The organism is Paenibacillus sp. MCAF9 (genome assembly GCF_052114265.1).
Classification (GTDB): domain Bacteria; phylum Bacillota; class Bacilli; order Paenibacillales; family Paenibacillaceae; genus Pristimantibacillus.
Map to the genome: position 1 here is coordinate 26034 of NZ_JBFREL010000016.1, position 21301 is coordinate 47334.

Sequence of the window (21301 nt, forward strand, 5' to 3'; positions counted from 1 at the left end):
TATCTTCTTGATCAGCATCTGCTTCAAAATAATCATCTATTTGTCTTGTTTTACTTGCTCCATAAATGCCCGGAAGTTCTCAGCGATTTCTTTTGACTTGGTATGGTGCAAATAATGACCACCTTCAAATGTCATCACTTTACCATGAACAGAATCTTTTACTTGCCCTTCATGCAGCGGTATCCATCCTTTTACGCCTGTATTATTCGCTTGAATAAAGAAAATAAGGGGAAGCTCTTTTGGGAATGATAAGCTTCGAGCTGCAACAAAATTAGGGTAAAGATTTTCAAGTTCATTCAAGCTGGTGTTATTAAACATATTTTTGTTTTGCAGCATCTTCATTTGTTTTTTTGTTTCATCATCATATGGCATTCCAGCAAACTGATCCTCACCAAACTTCATCATCAATCTTCCAAAACCTGATTGTTTGAGCAGTTTGAAGTTTCCTAATGGCAATTTAGCATCCATACCGGGTTGCGTTGGAACACTGGTATCTATCCCGACAAACGCACTCACTTCGTTTGGATATTTGTTCACATAATCGAGGCCGTAAATGCCTGTAATGGAGTGACCCATTAGAATAAAACGGTCAATATTAAGGCTCTGCAGCGCTTCATGAATTTCACTTACAATATTATCTGTGGTTCGTTCTTTGTCGGTTCTATCACTTAATCCATAACCAAAAGGCTCAACCACGACAACTTTGTAAAATGGTGAAAGCTCATCAATTAACGGCTTAAAATCAAGCACTGGTGTCGCTGTTCCTTGACCAGGCAGGAGCACGATAGTTTCTTCCCCTTGTCCCTGAATCAAAATATTCATATTTTTCCCGTCTACCTTTACAGACTGACCATAGGGTGTAATTTTACCTTCCTCTGATTTGCTGCTTATCTTATTCACGACAAATACTGTAGCTACAAAAAGGACGATTGCTATAATTATTACTGCTAGCACTTTAAGTAAAATGAACAATATTTTTTTCATTTTACTAACTGGTTTTTTGCCTGAATTCAAATCCATTTTCTTTGCCTCACGTATGTTCACTCTCATCTTCTCCTGTCATGATCTCTGTGTTGGGCACTCTTAATTGGCCGCTAAAGAAAGCTTATACGACGAAGATGTACTCCGTGTGACGTCAATATGAACTGAATATGAACAACAAAAAAAATGCTACGGCACCACATGCAAAGAGCTTGCACAGGCTGCCGCAGCATAGAGTAAACGAGCGATGCCGACTAATATCGTATAAATCGAATTACTCTGTCGGAGTAATGATTGGCAGGGTGACAATGAAGGTCGTTCCTCTACCGGGCTCACTTTCCACTCGGATGTCACCTTGATGAAGCGATACGATCTGTTTGACGATGGCAAGTCCCATACCGCTGCCTTCATATTTACGGCTGTGGGAGCGATCCGCCTTAAAAAAGCGCTCGAAGATACGCTTCTGATCCTCTGGAGCAATACCTATGCCGCTGTCGGATATTTGGACGGTCACATTTTTGATATCTTGTTGGATACTCACTTTAATAATGCCGCCATCCTGTGAAAATTTGATGCTATTGCCGATTATATTCGTCCATACCTGATTCAACAGATCATGATCAGCTGAAAAAATAACAGTAGGCAAATGGAGGTCGAATTGAATATTGCGAGTCGACCACTGCGGCTGAATCGCGACGATAATTCGTCTTATTTGTTCATCAAGTCTAAATGCGGTCAGCCGCATCTGTTGTGACTGAGATTCAAGCAAACTCAGCTTTAGCAGGCTATCACTCATCTTGGACATCCGCTTCGCTTCTGCAATAATAATATCCAGGTAGCGATTTCGATCGGTATCCGCAAGATTTGCTTGTTTGAGCGCTATAGCATAGCCGGATATCGAGGTGAGCGGAGACTGAACTTCATGTGAGACATTCGTAACGAATTCTCTGCGCATCTGCTCCAATTGCTGCAGGTCATGCATCATTTCTTCGAAGCTTCGAGCCAGCGTTCCCAGCTCGCCTGTTTGTTTAATATTCAGCTTGACGTTGAAGTCGCCAGATGCTATCCGCCTAGTCGCTCTTGTTAGCTTCTTGATTGGTCTTATTAGAAATATGGAGGCAATTAGAATAAATAAGCTTCCAGTAATCAACGCGTAAGCGACAAAAGATAATCCCCATCTGAGTATAGTAGAGGCAGATGGAGGGGAGAGTGCTTCCACAAACATCGCTTTTATTCCCATGTCTGTATTGAGCGGCAATCCTATGAAAGTAACAGTAACTCCCTTCATACGAACCTGAACTCTTTCTCCAGCCAGTACCTTCATTACTTGTTCCTTGGCTATTGCAGCAGGCTTATGTCCGTGCAGCGCTCCGAAGGACTGGAACCGATCCGTCGTTTCATAAATACGAATATGATAGGAATTGAGCTGCCTCATTCCACTTACGAGTTTGTCCGCTTCACGTGAGGGAATGGCTTCATAAATTCGGGTAATATCCTGTCCAAAATTACTCATCAAAATTTGCGAGTTTTCACTCAATTTCTCTTGAAATGCCCAAGTTGCCACAAAAAAAGCAATGATCGTGCCCCCGATCACGGAGACTAGAAATATGAGGACGACTCGTGTGTATAAAGATTTGATCATTCGTGCACCTCAAGTCGGTAGCCAAGCCCGCGCACCGTCTCGATATGAAAATCGGTTGCCGTCGCGAATCGTTCGCGCAATCGTTTAACATGTACGTCTATCGTTCGATCGTCGCCTGCATAGTCGATCCCCCAAATTTGATCGATCAACTGCTCACGCGTATAGATTTGTCCAGGTGTTCCAGCGAGCTTATAAAGGAGTTCAAACTCCTTGAGCGGCAACGCAAGTGATTCCGTTCCTCTCATCACTTTATAGGTTTTCCGGTCAAGAATGATGCTGCCAAGCCGAATCGTCTGCGTTGAGCCAATTCGGTATCTTTTCAGCAGAGCTCCAACACGAGCCGTCAGCTCCAGTGGATCAAATGGTTTCGTCAAATAATCATCCGTCCCGAGCTGGAAGCCTTTCACTTTCTCCCATGTCTCGCCTCTTGCAGTCAGCATAAGCAGCGGAAGATCAGGATTGCTTCTTCGAAGCTCCTTGCACAACGTCCAGCCATCCATAATCGGCATCATAATATCGAGTACGACAAGATCAATATGCACCTGTGCATAGACCTCTAGTGCTTCCTTGCCGTCTCCCGCTTCAGCTGTTTCGAATCCGTCATTGCGTAGAAATAAACAAACGAGTTCGCGAATGTTCGCATCATCATCAGCAACCAGTATAGTAGGCATTCGTTCCCTCTTTCCCTGTTATGCGTCCATATAATAGTAATCATTATACTATAAATCGTGTTGAATGATAAAAACAGCACAGAACAGACAAAAGCAGCTGACCATTGAGGTGAGCTGCCGTTTTTTTATATCAGGTACCGCAAAAAGTTTGGTATGGACGGGGTGATACCCCAGGGAACGTGTAATAATCAGACCGTTCGCGGGCGTGATCGTATGGGCTCGAAAGAACACTCAGAAGCTGCTCCATCACACGGTTGTCGCCTTGCTTCACTGCGGCTTCTAGCGCCTCTTCTACTCGAAGGTTGCGCGGGATTACTGCAGGGTTGCTTGCGCCCATCAACTGATAGGATGCGGCTTTGGATTCCGGCTGCCTGCCAAGTCTCGCCTGCCACAGCTCATACCATGGTGCAAATCCTTCGGTGCCAAAGAGAGCTGTATCTTCTGGTTTATCTAATGTGAACGAGCGGAATGTATTCGTGTAGTCTGCACCATGCTCCTGCATCATGCGCAGCAAATCTGTAATGAGAGCTTCGTCCTCAAGCTCTTCATTAAAAATTCCAAGCTTCGCTCTCATTCCGCTAAGCCAGCTCTGGTGATACAACTCTGCAAATCCAGATAACGCATCCTCTGCCAGTTTTATAGCTTGTTCTTCATTGTCATGCAGCAGCGGCAAAAGCGCCTCAGCAAATCTCGCGAGATTCCACGCAGCGATACGCGGTTGGTTGCCATAGGCATAACGGCCATGAACGTCAATGGAGCTGAATACCGTTTCGGGATCATAGGCATCCATGAAGGCGCAAGGCCCATAATCAATGGTCTCTCCGCTAATCGACATATTGTCTGTATTCATCACACCGTGGATAAAACCAACGAGCTGCCATTTGGCGATTAGCGCTGCCTGACGCTTAATCACTTCTTGCAGCAGGCGAAGATAGCGATTCTCAGCTTCGCCAACCTCCTGGTAATGCCTTTGCAAAGTGTAATCAGCAAGTTGTCTAAGTTCTTCAGCCGTACCCCACTGGGCAACATATTGAAAAGTGCCAACGCGCAGATGGCTGGAAGCCACGCGGGTCAGAATTGCACCCGGCAGCTCCGTCTCGCGGTATACAGGCTCGCCAGTTGTGACAACGGCGAGGCTGCGAGTGGTAGCAATACCAAGCGCGTGCATAGCCTCACTTATAATATATTCGCGAAGCATCGGTCCAAGTGACGCCCGGCCGTCGCCTCCGCGGGAGTATGGCGTTCTGCCAGAACCTTTAAACTGAATATCAAACCTCTCACCTGTAGGCGTAATTTGTTCACCCAGCAATAGGGCACGGCCATCCCCTAATCTGTTAAAATGTCCAAATTGATGCCCAGCATAAGCTTGAGCAAGCGGCAAAGCGCCTTCGGGAATCTCGTTGCCAGAAAGCATAGCAGCACCGTCCTGGCTTAGAAGAGATTGAACATTTAACCCCAGTGATTTTGCGAGCGATTCATTCATAATATTCAACTGCGGAGAGTGCACAGGCGGCGGACTCATTTTTGTGAAAAACGAGTCCGGCAGCCGTGCATAACTGTTGTCAAAGTTCCAACCTGTTTTATCTAATGCTGTTTCCTCAGTCATCGTATCTCCTATATTCTTGTGTCGTTTATCTTCGTTATTGCATGGTCATCTAATGGAAAAAAGTCATAAATGCCATTTATCACCTAGATGGTTCCCATTTTTTTTCAAGGCAATTCGTTTTGTATAGATTGATTATAACACCATTTCCTCCTTCGCTTCTCCTCTTTGAACCTGAGCAAGCGTTTGTGGGTGGTTTGACTGGTCCAATACTGGGAATAGCAGACTTCGAATAGGAAAATGAATGCATAGCCATTGAGCAGAGTGCTGCATGATCAATCTAAGTACTTCTCGGGATATAGCAGCTTCTGCAGCCTCAAAAGGATCGCCGCCGCTTGCTCTCGGACCAGCGTCTGCCGCGGATTGAACTTGCCGTCGCTGCCGACCATCACCTTATACTCGTTGACGGCTTGGATAGCGTGGAGACTCGTCGCGGATAGACCCTTAATGTCGCTGAACGCCATTCGGCCCTCACTGCCGAAGGTTGCTAAACGACCAGCATTTGCGGACATCATCGCTGCCTCTTCGCGGGTAATCGTACGCTCTGGCTCGAACCGACCGGACGTACGGTCAGTAATGCCGAGCTTTGCAGCTCTTGCGATCTCGTCGCTGTACCATTTGCCCGCTGGAACATCATTGAAGGGAGAGCTGCCAGCAGGCTGATCCGTAGCGCCGTGTACCAAGCGGAGCAGCATGGCTGCGAACTCTGCGCGAGACAACGTCTTTTTCGGAGCCAGCACATTATCCTTCACGCTTACGCCCTGGATATAACCTTCATAAAGTGCATATGCCATATTTTCTCTTGCCCAGCCAGCAACTTGATTAGCATCCTTAAAGTCAGCCAACGGAGGAGCAGAGACCGATAAATAGTAAAGATTTTTGGCCACAGCAGGCGCAGCATCCTTTCGATACGCGGTAAGAGTGACAACATGCACTCCGGATGGCATACCTGCAAAAGCCACTTTTCCTTTCGCATCGGTCACCATCGTCTTCCCACCGACTGTCACCGTTATATTCGGCGCCAGCAGTTGACCCGATTTACGATTCGCTTTCTTAACGAACAGCTCGAAAGGAGAATTTGCTGAAGGCCGTCCCTCTGCTAGTTGGCCATTTACATTTGAGCCATTAACCACGACTAAGTCGATAACCTCGGTTGTATCCGAACCATAATAAAGCAGCAATCGACTTCTATCATTAAGAACATTCCCGCTGCTAGCATTTTCCGGGAACATCCAACTGCCATATCTACTGTACTCAGCGAACTTCCATCCGTTCTTTCCGCCGTATTGCAGGGCATCGATGCCTTTAATCGAGGTGATTGCCTTCTCCCCGGAAGAAGCTGTCTTCGTCTCATAGGCAATTCCTTCTTGCTTAAGGAAAGCAAGAGCCGTATCAATCGCCTTACCGCCACTTGGAACGCGTCCTTGTGCAATCGTACCTGCAGGCCCCTCGATCTGAATAATCGCGCTGCCCGCAGCCGAATTCAAGTCATCGATCAGCCGTTCTTTGCCGTTCACATACAGCTTATAAGCGGTTAACGCCAAATAAGCGTGGAGCGTCGCCGTCATATCCAAAACGCCATCGCTGCGCTCCGAGAATCCACCTTCATCCAATCGACGAGACATCAGAAAATCGAGCGGCTGAACGCCTCCCTGCTGCGCGAACGCAGCCGCGTCCATTCGTTGCGATGACAGTGCAATGATAACCTGGGCTGTCGCCGCTGTGCTGAATTCGAAACCGCCGTCGACTGATTGCTGCATGCGCAGCCACTCCAGCGCTTTCTGCTCTGACTCCGTCAGCTCCCGATTCTGCGTTCTCGAAATGAGTGACAATCCTGTCAAAGCTACAGCCGTTGCCATAGCACTGCCTTTCCCATTAACGGACTCGGACCAGCTTCCATCTTTCAGCTGCTGATTTGTGATGATATGAGAAAACGCGTCAGGATACCAGAAAGGGTTTGAATTAGGAGAGTAGGGACTGGAACTCTTCGCCACGACATAAGCGGGTACGAGTTCATATATCCCCTTCTTCTCAAGATCAGGATTGTTCAAAACGGCTGAGAAAAAATCAAGGCCAGCGATATTGTTAATGTTGCTGCCGCCAGCAGCAGCATAAGCGATCACCGTTCTTGTCATATCTATATACGTATCAAATCTTCCGCCATTGTTTAATATGACATCTGCTTTCTCCTCCAGAAAGCCTTTTGGAACGGCTCGGCCGTTCTTTGCAAATCCGATCGCCGCCCAATCCGAGAACGGCTTCTGATCATATAGCAATTGCTCCGCTTCCTTTAATGCATCCTGCATGTCTGCTGTGAAAGCCAGCGAATGATCGACCTTGCTGCTCGCGTTAACGCTGCCGCCAGATGCCAGCTTCTCCGGCGTATTGGCTGAAGCGACGCCAACAAGCAGCTGCAACATCAGACATCCAGCCAGAAAGACGCGCCCCATTCTCATTATTAATTTCAATCCATTTTGTTTCATTCGTATTGCTCCCCCTCCTGCAAATCAACGCGAACAATTTTGATGGTAAAATTTACACTAATTGTTAGACGATACAAAACCTTATTTGTTTCGGCTGATCCGAATAAATAAAAACGGCGATAGACTAAGGCGTCATTATGACGTCCTAGTATGTCGCCGTATAGTTGGACAATAGCAGGCTGGATCAGTCCCATACCTGATCCAATTTGTCTGAATAAAAAAGGGCAGCTCTCTTGTACGACTGAATTCCCTCATCAGCGCTCGTTTCGGCTAATTGCTTCAATAAAATTTCCATTGCCTTGTCATAAGCCTTCAAGTTGTATTGAACCATCGCATAAAACACCTGAAACTCTCTACGTTCTGGAAACTCTTTTATTGCTGCTTCAAATATACGTTTTGATTCATCATACATGCCTAAAGTACGATATGTACTCCCTAGGCCTAACAATGCCCCTTCTCTTTCTTTACCTACTAATCCTAGTTCCAATGATTTTTCATAAAAAGGCACAGCTTCCCTTTCGAGTCCCATAGCATCATGAACCCAAGCAAGTTGATACCATATTGAAGCGTTCTGCGGCTCTTCTTTGACTAAATCTATCAGCAATGTTTTTGCTTCTTCCAGTTTCCCTGCTTCTCTTAAACTAATGGCTGTATGAAGCTTATCCATGATATTCATTCCTTTTACAATCAATTCGTTTCGTTTATCGTATCATATTTGAGAAATCAGCCTAATTCTATTTTATTTATAAAACAAAATCGGATCTGAGCCTATCAAAAAAAGCAGACTGCCATGGCAGCCTGCTCTTCTCTATTCGTTATTAAAAACCTAGCTTACACCTGCAAAGAATGTTTCGCACGGGCGATCTGTGTCGCTTCAACCATATTGCGCAAGGAATCAACGGTTTCTTCGAGTCCACGTGTTTTAAGTCCGCAGTCTGGGTTAATCCAGAACAACTTCGGATCAAGCACACGCAAAGCGCGTTCGATCATACTCGTCATTTCCTCCACTCGCGGAATACGCGGGCTGTGGATGTCGTATACGCCTAAACCTATACCCAGCTTGTAAGTATTCAGCTCAAAGCTATGAATCAATTCACCATGACTGCGTGAAGTCTCGATGGAGATAACATCTGCATCCATCGCTTCAATGGAATCAATCATGTCATGGAACTCGCAATAACACATATGCGTGTGAATTTGCGTCGTATCCTGAACCGTGCATGTAGTCACGCGGAATGCTTTGACAGCCCAAGCTAAATAGTTGGCTTGGTCTTCTTCCTTAAGCGGCAGACCTTCGCGAACCGCAGGCTCATCAACCTGAATCATCCCAATTCCCGCTTGCTCAAGCGCTTCTACCTCTTGTCTAAGCGCATAGGCAAGCTGGTAAGCGATTTGCTCACGCGTAATGTCATCACGGACGAACGACCAGTTCATGATCGTAATCGGTCCCGTAAGCATACCTTTGACTGGACGTTCAGTCTTCGACTGAGCATACTTCGTTTCCTCAACAGTCATAGCTTCTTCAAACGCTACATCTCCAAAAATAATTGGCGGTTTCACGCAGCGGGAGCCATACGACTGTACCCAACCGAACTGAGTGAACGCAAAGCCCGCAAGCTTCTCACCGAAAAACTCAACCATATCTGTCCGTTCAAATTCGCCATGCACAAGTACATCAATTCCGATTTCTTCCTGAAGCTTAATCCAAATATCGATTTGCTCACGGATGAAGTTAGCGTATTGTTCATTGTTCCAATCACCCTTGCGCCATTGTTGACGGGCTTTGCGCACCTCTGCGGATTGCGGGAAGCTGCCAATTGTCGTCGTTGGGAAAATAGGCAATTGCCATTTTTTCTGTTGTGCAATATGACGCTCAGAAAATGGCAGATTGCGTGTTGGATTCTGCTCGCTAATAGCGGCTACGGCTTGCTGAATGTTGCTGCGATTGCGCTCGCCTGATTGCTTAAGCGCCTCTAGAGCAGCATCACATTTCTCAAGCTCAGCAGTAATGAAAGCATCTTCCGAAGTAACTGCTTTCGCAAGAAGAACAATCTCATCCAGCTTCTCATCCGCAAATGCTAGAGCACCCTTTAGTTCAGGCAATAGCTTAGTCTCATTTTGCACTGTGACTGGAACATGAAGCAGGCTGCAAGATGACTGTACAATTAGCTGTTCAGCCGTTACGACTTCAGCCAACTCTTTCAACAATGCCAATTTATCGCGAAGTGACGCTTTCCAGATGCCGCGGCCATCGATGACTCCAGCACCTAGAACCTTGTCCTGAGGAAAGCCAAATTGTTTAATGGATGACAAGTTTGCGGACAAACCGTGTACGAAGTCAAGCCCAATTCCTTTGACCGGCAACGCAACGATGTCAGTATAGTTTTCTACGGATTCGAAATACGTTTGCAGCATGATGTTTAGATTAGTTACCGATGCAGCAAGCGTTGCATAAATATTTTTAAGGCGACTGCGATCAGCATCGCTAAGTTTTGTTACAAGAATTGGTTCATCTATTTGTACCCATTGAACGCCTTCTTTTTCAAGCTCTTGCAGGATCTGCACATAAAGCGGCAGCAATCGATTAAGCCAAGCATCCGTCTCTGATTGACTGTATCCTTTGGACAGCTTCAAGAAGGTTAATGGGCCGACAATAACGGGTTTTCCCTCGATACCGAGCTTTTCTTTAGCTTCCAAGTATGCGATAAGCGGCTTATTCTCTGTAAGTACAGGTGCTGCTCCGTCCAGTTCAGGTACGATGTAGTGATAGTTGGTGTTGAACCACTTGGTCATTTCGCTTGCCGTTGCATCCTTCGTTCCGCGGGCAATGCCATAATAAACCGACAGTGGTACTGAACCGCCTTCGTAAGTGAAGCGCTTCGGAATGATCCCGAACATCGTTGCTGTATCAAGAATGTGATCGTAATAGCTGAAATCATTGACCGAGATAAGGTCGATGCCTTTCTCCTGCTGCTTGCGCAAATGATTCAAACGGATTTCTTGAAGCTTGCCATGGAACTCTGATTCTTCAAGCTTGCCTACCCAGAACGCTTCTAGCGCCTTCTTCCATTCCCGATCCGCACCAATACGTGGGTATCCCAAAACACTGCTTTTCACCATCTCGTAACACTCCTATACAAATTGTTACAAGAAAGATAACACGTATTCACTGTTATAGAGTAACTGGATTAAACTATATCTAGTCATAGCCTTAAGCTATACCCGCATTTTTATTTGCCAATCGTTTGTTTGAGCGCCTCAATATATGCTGATCCAAGCTTGGATAAGGAAGCATTTCGCTGCGAAATCCAACCTACATTGATCGTCTCCTCGCAATCGAGCGGTACTGGAATAATCTCATTGCCGTTTAAATCAGCGCTTAAAACACCAGTCGATATCGTATATCCGTTTAGTCCAATCAGGAGATTAAACAGCGTTGCCCGATCGTTTACACGGATGCTTTTTTTATGAGTCATCGTACTTAAAATTTCTTCTGAAAAATGAAAAGAATTGTATTCGCCTTGGTCAAAGGACAAATAGGGATAATTTTGAAGCTGATCAATGGTCACGATCGATTGATTGGCTAACGGGTTATTAATGCTGATGAAAATATGAGGCTTAGCTGTAAATAAGCTAATAAACTGTAAATTCGCCGTTTTGAGCAGCTTATTGATTACCTTCCCATTGAACTCGTTAAGATACAAGATTCCAATCTCGCTGCGCAGGCTTTTAACATCTTCAATAATTTCGTAGGTTTTAGTCTCACGTAATGTTAATTCATATTCTTCCTGACCATACTCGCGAACCAAACTGACAAATGCATTCACTGCAAAAGCATAATGCTGAGTAGAAACCGAAAAATGCTGCGGCGAAGGCTTGGCATTCAGGTAACGGCTTTCCAACAATTCCGCCTGCTCAACGACTTGCCTTGCATAACTTAAAAACTCAACACCTTCCTTAGAAAGTGAAATTCCTTTATTAGATCTCTCGAAAATCTCTAGCTGCATTTCCTCTTCCAGATCCTTAATGGCATTGGAAAGACTAGGCTGAGAAATAAACAACCGCTTGGCTGCCTCATTAATGGAGCCTCGATTGGCGACCTCAATTACGTATTTTAATTGTTGTAGAGTCAATGAAATACTCCCTTCTAATATCCTGCTTGTCTTTCTTACATTATACATATAAAACAAGCCAATCATTGCATAGTCTGCCGTTTAAGCATAAGAAAAAGGAACCCGAATTGCAGCGGATTCCCAAACGTTCTTTAAAGCTATCGCTGGAAGACTAACTTTACGTCCATCCTTCAGTTTTTCGCTATAGCACTGCTTTCAGTACAATCACTCAATATACCTCTACTGATGAAAGGTGCGATCGACACCAGTACTTTTAAGCCTTCTTTCTCAAAAGATTGCTTCGAGTACTCGTCAATTGCAGCTTCACTCATAAATGGAGCTAACAATACGTACTTTTTGTATATCAAGCGGTGCTTGAGCCCAGAATTTCTCAAACCAGATACAATTCAAGTCGTGCTTGCAAGGCCTCACGATGCTGATTCAACCAGTTATTTCGTGTTTGAAATTGATGGAGTATATAGTTGAAGTTAGCTTCAATCGATTTTCCTGAGTAATGCTGGCCTATATAGATATGGAGAACTGCAATATGATAAATCTGCGTCAAGTGCTGCAAATGATTAATTTCTTGAATAGTTGCCTTGCGATAAACGGCATACCCCTTAATATAGGCTTCAGTCATTTCCAAAGATCCATCCGACATTTGCGAAATATGATTAAGGCTAATGGCAAATTCCATAAAACTAGCATCAATCGAAGTGAAATCAAAATCCAATACGCCACATATGTTGTTGTTTTGGGACAATAGGTTGAATATAAGCAAATCATGATGAACGAGCTGCCTTGGCAAACTTTTTAGCTGGTAGATGGACATCTCAACGGACAAAATCATATTTTTATAGAAGTTCAGGTGGGATTCAGAAATGTGAAATGGCGGATTTTCAATAAAAGAAGTTACATCATTACGATGGGCGAGTGGATGAAGATCATAAAGATCTGAGAAAGCTTTTCCATGGTGATCTAGCAAATCAGTTTCATATTTGCTCAGTGTTGAAGAGATTTCTCCAACTACCTGACCAAACTTCAAGGCTTGTTGTGCTTCTACTATTTCTGGTACACGGCCTTCAATAAATGATACGACCGCACCTAAAGTACCGTCTGCTAATTGTATGTATTCCTCCCCATTGAGCGTCCGAAGAAATACAGGCACTTGAAAAGTAAGATTACTGCCACTCAAAAACGAAGTTATTTTCGATTCCATTTCCATGCTTTGTACATTTTTCGTATAGCGATCGTAGATGCGGACTACATATTTTCGATCATTGATTTTAACAATCTTCGTGAGGTTTGTTAAACCAAAAGGAACGGACTCGATTTCATAGCTCGGATGAATAAAATAATAATGTATTAGCTCATCGATTAATGTCTGCATCATATCCCCCATATCCTAATTAATAATTCTATCTTTCTATTTCCGTGCCTTCACAATGAGAAAATGAGGATTAGTCGAAAGACGATCATACCAACGCTTATACCAATCCATAGCATCTGGTTGATCTTTAAAAGCTAAATCCGGCTGCGGCTCGATGATTTGATCAATGATAAATTGGGCAGATGTGACATTCAGAATCTCTTGAAGAGGCCTCCTATAAAATGTAACCTCCACTGGGCCAGATTCTTTCTTGTTCCAGATTTCCATAAGCAGTTCGTGAGCAAAATAATCAGGTCTTTCAAAATGTTTAAAGTCCATAAATGGATGATGCACGGAGAAAACAACTTGTCCACCCGGTTTCAATATGCGATGGAATTCTTGAAAGGTTGGGGCCCAATCATCGATATAGTGCAGGGTTAATGAGCTTACTATAAGGTTGAAAGTTTCGTTTTCAAATGGGAGGGGCTCCGTTAAATCACAAGCGAATACTTCTGCCTCATGACCAACTCGCCTTTTGCATGCTTCTACCATAGCAGGACTCAAATCAATAGCCGTTACTTGAGCACCGCGCTTTAAAAATTGCTCCGAATACCAACCTGCAGCACAGCCAGCATCAAGAACTGTAAGTGAATTCATATCATTTGGCATAAGTTTCATCATTGCTGGCCGCTCATAATAAGCGTTGTGCCCGCTCTCAGTATCCACATGCTTTTCGTAGTCTTTTGCAAGTTTGTCGTACGCTGTGACAACCTTTTCCTTCATATTGTTCACACCCTCCTATTTCTAGCTATAACAGCAGCATGATAATACCATAATTTTTCAGTTATGAGGTAAAAGACAGCCATCACAATGGCTGCCTCCTCTTGGATCAAATGATTATTTTTTAAGAGCTGGAAATAATGCTAGAGATATGCTCACAATTTTCAACCATAACCTATCAAAAACAAATTTGAAAAATGCCACGTAGAAATAGCTAGCGGGATAATGGATAACAGCTTAAGCCAATTCTTTTTAGCTGCAAATCCGACCACTAACATGATTACTCCTATGATTAACAATACAATCAGTGCTAAAAATGACATATTGATGCCTCCCAGCTCGTAATCCAGCAATCACTGCTTCCTTACAGATCAATTCTAATAAAAACCTTTTCTTGAAACGAGTACCAACTTTTTGTAGTACCTATTCATATATGGTTTCTATCATCTTGCTTGATTGTTAAGAGAAGCTTGCCAGAACAAAGCGTTTAAACGAGGTCAATCAAGGTTAGTGACTAGTTCTTCTGCCGTTATCTTTAATTGATTATTTCGATGCTCCAAAAAACTTTTCATGTACCTTTTTAATATCAATCTTTCTGTGATCCATCCAATTATTCCAAACGGAGCTTCAAAAACCAATATGTCTTTCATTAATGTCATTCCATCATGTTCCTCAAATATATGCTCATGTCTTAAACTTTTAAATGCCCCCTTGCTCATTTCGTCTACAAAAAGATAGGGTCTTTCATATTCCGTAATTTTCGAAGTTAGTTTTTGTCTGATTAGAAAATGAGTAGCCTGAAAGGTCACGGTTTCTCCTTTATTAATCATGCCTTCAATCGTTCCTGCTATGGCCCTCTCCTTCGTATGTTTCCAGACCGTTTGAGTATGTACGTCTATATTCCTCGCTAGATCAAAACAATGATGTATTGGAGCATTTATAAGAACCTCGGTTTTAACAGTAACCAATCCCAACACCTCATTAAGCTACAAATACTCTTAAAGCCAGCATTGTACCCATTTTTAAAATAACTCTTTAGGCAGCCAATGATCAGAAGTTAATAAACACCTTCTCCAGCTGCAATTTCATTTTATCATTACTGGAAATTCGCTGCCTGCCAGCTTGATAAAATAAAGTTAATTTTTTTTGGAAGCTGTCGATATTCTAATTTCTCATTCGTTGTCTAATTAGAGGCTGAGTTCATCGGTTATCTGCAAGAATAATTCAAACTATGGGATGAGAGGATGTTATAAGATGGAAAAACACACAACTTATATTATGGGGGACTGCACATCTGCAACTCTTCCACCATAGTTATCCGTTAGCTGAATATATTTGAGGGAATCTCGCCATCGGAAAAGTAACGGATTGCCTTACCTTTTTCTTCAGCATATTGAATCTCTTTTTTTGTACTGTTGCCTATATATCCATCCACATCAATTACGAATATTTCATCAGAAATATCTATTTTTCTAAAATGCAGATGCCCTAGTAACTCTGCTTGTTCTTCTGTAATTTTAAAACCATCGCTTTGTTCAAAAAAAGCAACGCTAATAACAATATTGCCTTGAAGTGTAAGAAACGCGTTTACTTTTTCAAATTGATCTTTGAATTTTGTAGAACCGCATAAAGTTATTACTGCCATGTTCAATTCCTTTCTGATGATGATCTTATTATAGGGCATCCATTGATAGCTTCAATTCCGTTTTCATTCATCCAACACGCTGGATATTTTGAATTTGACATGTGAGTGCTGTTCAATTTGCGTTTGCAAAAAATCTTCAAATGATTCAGAGAGCATAACAATCCCCTTATCACTTCCTTCATACCACTCCAGGACAGGTGAATTGTCATTTCCATTTAACTCAAAAAATCGAATTTCATATCCTTGATGCATCGAGAATATAAATGCGTTCTCTAAAAGTATTATCGGATAATTATTCTCTCTTACTAATTCTCTAGCTTCAATCTGTAAATCCCTCAGCTGCGAGAATCCACTATCGCTTCCTTGAAACAATTTCCCATGATTATGACCAGCTGCCAATAAGAATTCTTGATAAGCAAATGGTAATTTATTGCCAACCTCACTTTCCAATAAGCTAAGTTCTGCTTCTGTACATCCTTCAAAAGGTATATTCGTTTGCAATTTGTTATCATGCAACAGCTTCAATATTTGATGTCTATTCAGAACAAAATCTCCTATTCTCTATTGAGTTTTCGTTAAACATAGATTATCTGCATCCATCCCTTAATGAAAATGCATAGTGATACGGTCAGCTGTTACCGTTATTTCAGTAACAGACATCTGAACTTACTCTGTCTACTTAACTACTCGCCAAAAAGGGCTCTATGTGAATGTGTACGTAGGAAATGCTGTGCAATTCAGCAATACGTCTCTCAATTTGTTCTGAAATGTCATGGCTTTCGCCTACATTTAGCTGATGGTCTACGGCAATCGTTACGTCTACCAGCTTGTTATTCCCGTGAATACGAGCTTTTATATCGATTATTTTCTCTACACCTGGGGTATCGGAAACGGTTTGTTTAATGGTTTGAAGTTCTTCATGATCGAAACCGTCTGTAAGCGCATGTGAACAATCACGAAAAATATCCCATGCTGTTTTACAAATAATGATGCCTACAATTAGAGCTGTGACTGGGTCAAGCCATGGCAAGCCAAATTGTGAACCGATGATGCCAACAAAAGCTCCCATGCTTACAAGAGCATCCGAACGATTATCTTGTGCGGCCGCCATCATTGCGTGACTGTTTATTTTTTTTGCTAAACGAATGTTGTAAAGATAAACGAAATAAATGGCTATGGCACAAAATAGGGCAGTCCAAGCTGCAATAATATCAGGTGATTCAATTGTTGGAGCTCTGAACTTCATAACCGTCTGATACAATACTTGTATACCAACAGCGAACATTATAAAAGAAGCGATTAGGGCAGCTACCGTTTCAGCTCTGTAATGACCATACCGATGGTTTTTGTCCGGTGGTTTCCGTGATATTTTAAGCCCGATCAACACAGCTATAGAAGCAATAATATCGGTTGAGTTGTTCAGACCATCAGCTGATAAGGCTTCGGAGCCAGTGAAGTAACCTATAATTAACTTTATTGCGGACAAGAAAATATAAGCGCCAATGCTCAGCCATGCACCTTTTTCGCCTTGTTTGATCTCATCATACGTTTCTTGCACTTATTTCACTCCCAGTCGGTTTTGCAGAACAAAACCTATGTTACTTGATAGAATGCGTGTGGGTCTAGAGAAACAGTTTTGTTTTTGGCATCAAAAATAAGCTCAGACAAACAGTGTTGCACAGCCCCAATTTTTATATCGAATCATGCAACTGGAAAATAATAAAATTGGACTTTGATTACACACAAAAAAACAGCAGCCCTATGGCTGCTGTTTCGTTTAAACGATACGATTTTTAGTCAAAGTTTCCTGTCAGTTCAATCGTTTTTGTGGCGACACGGTCGTGAAATTCACGATCATGTTCCACGAACACAATGGTCGGTGCGTACTCATGCAGCAGCTCCTCAATCTGCATCCGGGAAATGACGTCAACAAAGTTCAGCGGTTCGTCCCAAATATGCAGATGAGCCTCTTCACATAGACTTCTCGCGATCAGAACCTTTTTCTTCTGTCCGCCGCTAAACGCCGACATATCCTTCTCAAACTGGATACGGGAGAAATCAAGCTTTCGCAGCACGCTCTTAAATAAACTTTCGTCGATTCCGTGCTCTGCTGCATATTCCGAAAGTGACCCTTGCAGATGAGAAGTATTCTGGGATACATAGGAAACGCGCAGCTGAGGATCAACCCGAAACGTGCCCGTATAGTGAAGCGCCTCGCCGTTTAGCAGGTGGAGCACGCTAGACTTACCCGAGCCGTTTGGACCCGAAATGGCGATCCGATCCCCTTGTTCGATCGTCAAGCTAACGTTCTCGCAAACTGATTTTTCCCCGTAATAAATCGAGACGTGATCCAGCACAGCCAGTTCGGATTTGGAATACGCGAGTTGAGAGATCGCAAGGCTTTCTGACTGTTCAATATTTCGAAGCAGTTTCGATTTCTCTTCTACAGCGGCGTTTTGCCGCTGCTCAATGGATTTCGCGCGTTTCATCATTTTAGCAGCTTTGTGCCCGACATATCCTTTATCCAGCTTGGAACCGGAGTTTCGTGTGCCGTTTTTCGATTTTTCAATCTCGTGGGACCAGCCGCTCGTGCGTTTGACAGAGCTGGATAAGCGCTCGATATCTTTATATAGCTTTTCGTTTTGTGCCAATTCGAACGTGTCCTGACGAGTTTTGTTCGTCCACCAGCTGGAGAAGTTGCCTTTTTGAATGTCTATATTTGTTTTGTTGATCGATAAAATATGATCGACACAGCGGTCGAGAAATGAGCGGTCATGTGACACAAGAATAAAACCGCGCTTCGTGTTTAAATAATCACCGACGAGTTTACGTGCATGCAAGTCGAGATGATTGGTTGGCTCGTCGATGAGCAGAAAGCGATTGTCCTGGATGAACAGCACGGCAAGCAGTACCTTCGTTTGCTCGCCTTGGGACAGCGTTTCGAATGGCCGGTACAACACATCTTCCGAAACCTTAAGCAGATTCAGTTCACGCATCAGCTTCCAGCGCTCATAGTCTGGCACGATTTCTTCGATGACGTCGACGGTCAAATATTCCGGATGCTCGACGGGAAACGGAAAATAATCAAAGGCAACGGGTGCGGAGATCTTGCCGCTGTATTCGTATTTCCCTTGCAGCAGGTTAAAGAACGTCGTTTTGCCCCGACCGTTTCGCCCTGTAAACCCGAGCTTCCAGTCTGTATCGATTTGAAAATGAACCTTTTCGAATATGAGGTCATAGCTGCCTGGATAGGCAAAAGTGAGATTAGATACTTGAATCGCGGGCATGGCGATCATCCTTTCGTATGGAAATAAAAAAGAGACGCAAGAAAGGTGCTTTCTTGCGTCTCTAATCCATACGAGGAAATACAGCCCCATTTTATGGGACTGGATGACTAGCCGGATAGGGAGCGCAAACGAAATGCAGACCTTTCTTGCAGAGACGAAATAAACCAACCACAGCGGATCGCTGAGTTCGTTCTATTCGTGATCTCACAGCAAGAAAGTTCTACATTGTATTCGTTCAACTCCCGTCATCAAAATTAGGTACAGTTTATCATAATCTTAATTTAACTACAACCTGCGAAGTCCCGTCATACGCTCTGAGCCATTTAGTTCTTTTCGTTAATAGATTCTCGAAGGCTCTTAGAAAGACTTTTGACAACCAGCTCGTAAGAATGATCAATCATTTCAAAAACATCCGACTCTGGCAAAGTACCGTCGATCGTAACTGTATTCCAATGTTTTTTATTCATATGGTATCCTGGTCGAACAGCCTCATGCTGTTCTCTTAAGTTTTCCGCAATTATCGGATCACATTTCAGGTTTAAGCGAAGATGCTCCCCTTTGTCCTCAAAAATAAACGCGAATATTTTACCTGCAACTTTGATGACCAACGGTTCGAATCCGAAGGGATAATCCTTAGACGCTCCGTTCTTCGTTAAACAGTATTCGATGATATTATTCTTCAAAACAGCAGCTCTCCTTCTACGATATTAAAATGACTCATTATGAATTTATCCTACAGCTCAGTTAATGGCTTTACAAATTTCATGATCGGTTAAATCGATATCGACTTCCATTCCTAGTGCTAGCTTAGCCAACTGGTCTCCGATATAAGGCCCCATCGTCAAGCCGGAAGCCCCAAGACCGTTTACCGCAAGCAGTCCCTCCCAATCTGGAATGGCGCCTATAACCGGAAGAAAATCGGCAGTAAAAGGGCGAAAGCCTACTCTTACTTCCTGAAATGTACTATCTGCCAGATCAGGTGCAAATGGAAGACATTTGCTTAAAATTTCATGCATACCACCGGGTGTGATCCTCGTATCATAACCTTCAATATCATTTTCATGAGTTGCTCCTATGACGATTTTTTGCTGATCAAAGGCGAGTAAATATTGATCGGAAGGCGGCATAACAACCGGCCAGCTGCCAGTATTCTGTTTGGCATCTGGAAGCTGCAAATGCATAATTTGCGCTTTCTGATAACTCACTTTAAAATCAATGCCCAGCGGTTGCAGCAGCTGCCCAGCCCAAGCCCCTGCACAGACGATCACGATGTCAGCCGGATAACTAATTGCCTGGGCCGTTACACCCGTTATTCGCGTGGATTGATATTCAAGCCTAGCATCCCCATAGATAAGCTCAGCCCCATTCCTCTGTGCAGATCGTAGCAAAGCATCACGCAGCGCACGGCCGTCCACACGAGCAGCTCCGCTAATATGAACGGAAGAATATCCTTCGACGAGCAGAGGGAAGAGCTCTCGGGTCCGATGTTCATCAAGCTGCGTAATCTCACCGATTTCTGGAGCTTCTTCTAAACGCTTGTAAGCTCTCTCTTCCATCTTCTCGATTTTCTCCGAATCCATATGTATACTGAGGGCGCCGACCTTGGCATATCCGGTTTCGGTTTCCCCTTCACTTTCCAGCTCTTCAATTAATACAGGGTAATAACTCGCTCCAGCCTTAGCAAGGCGATACCACGCCTTATTGCGCCGCTGCGACAGCCAAGGACAAATAATGCCAGCTGCTGCATCCGTAGCCTGTCCTTCATCTTTCCTATCGATAATGAGGACATCTGCACCTTGCTTAGCCAAATGGTATGCGGTTGATGCTCCAGCAATTCCTGCACCAATGACAATGATCTTCATGATGATTTCACTTCTTTCTATAATCGCTCTTCTCATTATAACGAGATCCCTCTCAAATAGAAAAAGCCGCGTATGACGCGGCACTTTAAGTTTCTCATGAAGTGCAATGGTCTATTATCTAATTTTAATCATCTGACATATCCGTTAACGATATAGGTATTTCAACATAATCAGGTCCTACAATCTTTACACCATCTTTTTCATCTGAGCCCACCGCAACCGAAATACTGAATTGATCTGACTCTTGTATTGCCTTTTTATCAGAAACTAAGTCAATCACAACCGTTCCTGTACCGCCTCCCGTTGATTTATAGGCGTCTCGTCCTCTTCCAACTTCAATTATTGCTCTCCATTTATTTTCTGTATCCGCGGTAGTCAATGTCGTTATATAGTCCGCAGGTATGGATTTTGTTTCTTTTTCAGGAAAACTGCTTGTAATGTTTGAAATATACCATTTATCAGGAATATTGAAAGCAACACCCCCCCAGTCTTTAGGGTCAATTGAAATCGAAGCAACAATCTGTATATGTTCCGGAATTCCTTTGTCTCCCTTGATAAATAATGTTCCTTTTGCTGATGTATTCAAATCTGTAGAATCAGAACTCACGCTAAAACTTCTAGTTTGAACTATCTTTTCGTTAATTGCTGTTTTATGAATAAATTTCTCTTGTCTTGATGACAGCATTAAAATTAATATGGTCACACTAATTATTAATACAGCAAGCAAAATGTATCTCGCTTTTATAGTCATATCTGCCCTCCTTAGCAGTCCACATCGTTACTCCCAAATGATATTGTATAAATATCTTAACATATATTGGTTTTTCATCCTTATTGAATTAATCTTTCAGTTAGACACACACTTA

At 43.3% G+C, this 21301-nt stretch carries 19 protein-coding genes; all 19 read right to left on the reverse strand.

The features are described from left to right. Positions 1–36: 36 nt before the first annotated feature. The gene (locus AB4Z45_RS21435; protein ID WP_441911404.1) at positions 37–1020 is read right to left on the reverse strand and encodes an alpha/beta fold hydrolase; all 984 of its coding nucleotides are present in this window, start codon (positions 1018–1020) and stop codon (positions 37–39) included. A 235-nt stretch (positions 1021–1255) separates the two neighbouring features. Beyond that, positions 1256–2623 carry a sensor histidine kinase gene (locus AB4Z45_RS21440; protein WP_441911406.1) on the reverse strand — a complete coding sequence of 456 codons (1368 nt, stop codon included), beginning with the start codon at positions 2621–2623 and terminating at the stop codon, positions 1256–1258. Next, positions 2620–3294: a response regulator transcription factor gene (locus AB4Z45_RS21445; RefSeq protein ID WP_441911407.1), complete on the reverse strand. Its 675-nt coding sequence runs from the start codon at positions 3292–3294 to the stop codon at positions 2620–2622. Before AB4Z45_RS21445 ends, AB4Z45_RS21440 begins: the two co-directional genes overlap by 4 nt. Positions 3295–3424: 130 nt before the next feature. Beyond that, the gene (locus tag AB4Z45_RS21450; RefSeq protein WP_441911409.1) at positions 3425–4900 is read right to left on the reverse strand and encodes a protein adenylyltransferase SelO; all 1476 of its coding nucleotides are present in this window, start codon (positions 4898–4900) and stop codon (positions 3425–3427) included. A 272-nt stretch (positions 4901–5172) separates the two neighbouring features. After that, positions 5173–7380 (reverse strand): S-layer homology domain-containing protein, encoded by a 2208-nt coding sequence (locus AB4Z45_RS21455; protein WP_441911411.1) that lies wholly within the window; start codon positions 7378–7380, stop codon positions 5173–5175. 184 nt (positions 7381–7564) lie between these two features. Beyond that, entirely contained in the window at positions 7565–8047 is a 483-nt protein-coding gene (locus AB4Z45_RS21460; protein ID WP_441911413.1) for a tetratricopeptide repeat protein, read from the reverse strand. A gap of 164 nt (positions 8048–8211) precedes the next feature. Beyond that, positions 8212–10500, reverse strand: coding sequence for a 5-methyltetrahydropteroyltriglutamate--homocysteine S-methyltransferase (metE, locus tag AB4Z45_RS21465; RefSeq protein WP_441911414.1), 2289 nt, complete (start codon positions 10498–10500; stop codon positions 8212–8214). 110 nt (positions 10501–10610) lie between these two features. Then, positions 10611–11513, reverse strand: coding sequence for a LysR family transcriptional regulator (locus tag AB4Z45_RS21470; protein ID WP_441911415.1), 903 nt, complete (start codon positions 11511–11513; stop codon positions 10611–10613). Positions 11514–11883: 370 nt separating this feature from the next. After that, a complete protein-coding gene (locus AB4Z45_RS21475) occupies positions 11884–12885 on the reverse strand; it encodes a phosphotransferase (protein WP_441911416.1) in 1002 nt (333 codons plus the stop codon). Between the two features lie 33 nt (positions 12886–12918). Beyond that, a complete protein-coding gene (locus tag AB4Z45_RS21480) occupies positions 12919–13644 on the reverse strand; it encodes a class I SAM-dependent methyltransferase (protein WP_441911418.1) in 726 nt (241 codons plus the stop codon). 161 nt (positions 13645–13805) lie between these two features. Then, positions 13806–13964, reverse strand: coding sequence for a hypothetical protein (locus tag AB4Z45_RS21485; protein ID WP_179089773.1), 159 nt, complete (start codon positions 13962–13964; stop codon positions 13806–13808). Between the two features lie 174 nt (positions 13965–14138). Further along, a complete protein-coding gene (locus AB4Z45_RS21490; protein WP_441911419.1) occupies positions 14139–14609 on the reverse strand; it encodes an SRPBCC family protein in 471 nt (156 codons plus the stop codon). Between the two features lie 353 nt (positions 14610–14962). Then, complete coding sequence (locus AB4Z45_RS21495) at positions 14963–15286, reverse strand: hypothetical protein (protein WP_441911421.1); 324 nt, start codon at positions 15284–15286, stop codon at positions 14963–14965. 63 nt (positions 15287–15349) lie between these two features. Further along, positions 15350–15787, reverse strand: coding sequence for an SMI1/KNR4 family protein (locus tag AB4Z45_RS21500; protein WP_441911422.1), 438 nt, complete (start codon positions 15785–15787; stop codon positions 15350–15352). A gap of 178 nt (positions 15788–15965) precedes the next feature. Then, complete coding sequence (locus AB4Z45_RS21505) at positions 15966–16844, reverse strand: cation diffusion facilitator family transporter (protein WP_441911424.1); 879 nt, start codon at positions 16842–16844, stop codon at positions 15966–15968. Between the two features lie 235 nt (positions 16845–17079). Next, positions 17080–18573, reverse strand: coding sequence for a ribosomal protection-like ABC-F family protein (gene abc-f / locus AB4Z45_RS21510; RefSeq protein ID WP_441911426.1), 1494 nt, complete (start codon positions 18571–18573; stop codon positions 17080–17082). A gap of 323 nt (positions 18574–18896) precedes the next feature. Continuing rightward, entirely contained in the window at positions 18897–19256 is a 360-nt protein-coding gene (locus AB4Z45_RS21515; protein WP_441911428.1) for an MmcQ/YjbR family DNA-binding protein, read from the reverse strand. A 57-nt stretch (positions 19257–19313) separates the two neighbouring features. After that, entirely contained in the window at positions 19314–20438 is a 1125-nt protein-coding gene (locus tag AB4Z45_RS21520; RefSeq protein ID WP_441911526.1) for an NAD(P)/FAD-dependent oxidoreductase, read from the reverse strand. 121 nt (positions 20439–20559) lie between these two features. Next, positions 20560–21186, reverse strand: coding sequence for a hypothetical protein (locus AB4Z45_RS21525; protein WP_441911429.1), 627 nt, complete (start codon positions 21184–21186; stop codon positions 20560–20562). Between the last annotated feature and the right edge of the window lie 115 nt (positions 21187–21301).

Bases quoted from the DNA above. Each gene is read 5' to 3' on its own strand.
- AB4Z45_RS21435 (WP_441911404.1), bottom strand. From the start codon at position 1,020: ATGGATTTGAATTCAGGCAAAAAACCAGTTAGTAAAATGAAAAAAATA.
- AB4Z45_RS21440 (WP_441911406.1), bottom strand. From the start codon at position 2,623: ATGATCAAATCTTTATACACACGAGTCGTCCTCATATTTCTAGTCTCC.
- AB4Z45_RS21445 (WP_441911407.1), bottom strand. From the start codon at position 3,294: ATGCCTACTATACTGGTTGCTGATGATGATGCGAACATTCGCGAACTC.
- AB4Z45_RS21450 (WP_441911409.1), bottom strand. From the start codon at position 4,900: ATGACTGAGGAAACAGCATTAGATAAAACAGGTTGGAACTTTGACAAC.
- AB4Z45_RS21455 (WP_441911411.1), bottom strand. From the start codon at position 7,380: ATGAAACAAAATGGATTGAAATTAATAATGAGAATGGGGCGCGTCTTT.
- AB4Z45_RS21460 (WP_441911413.1), bottom strand. From the start codon at position 8,047: ATGGATAAGCTTCATACAGCCATTAGTTTAAGAGAAGCAGGGAAACTG.
- metE (WP_441911414.1), bottom strand. From the start codon at position 10,500: ATGGTGAAAAGCAGTGTTTTGGGATACCCACGTATTGGTGCGGATCGG.
- AB4Z45_RS21475 (WP_441911416.1), bottom strand. From the start codon at position 12,885: ATGATGCAGACATTAATCGATGAGCTAATACATTATTATTTTATTCAT.
- AB4Z45_RS21480 (WP_441911418.1), bottom strand. From the start codon at position 13,644: ATGAAGGAAAAGGTTGTCACAGCGTACGACAAACTTGCAAAAGACTAC.
- AB4Z45_RS21485 (WP_179089773.1), bottom strand. From the start codon at position 13,964: ATGTCATTTTTAGCACTGATTGTATTGTTAATCATAGGAGTAATCATG.
- AB4Z45_RS21495 (WP_441911421.1), bottom strand. From the start codon at position 15,286: ATGGCAGTAATAACTTTATGCGGTTCTACAAAATTCAAAGATCAATTT.
- abc-f (WP_441911426.1), bottom strand. From the start codon at position 18,573: ATGCCCGCGATTCAAGTATCTAATCTCACTTTTGCCTATCCAGGCAGC.
- AB4Z45_RS21525 (WP_441911429.1), bottom strand. From the start codon at position 21,186: ATGACTATAAAAGCGAGATACATTTTGCTTGCTGTATTAATAATTAGT.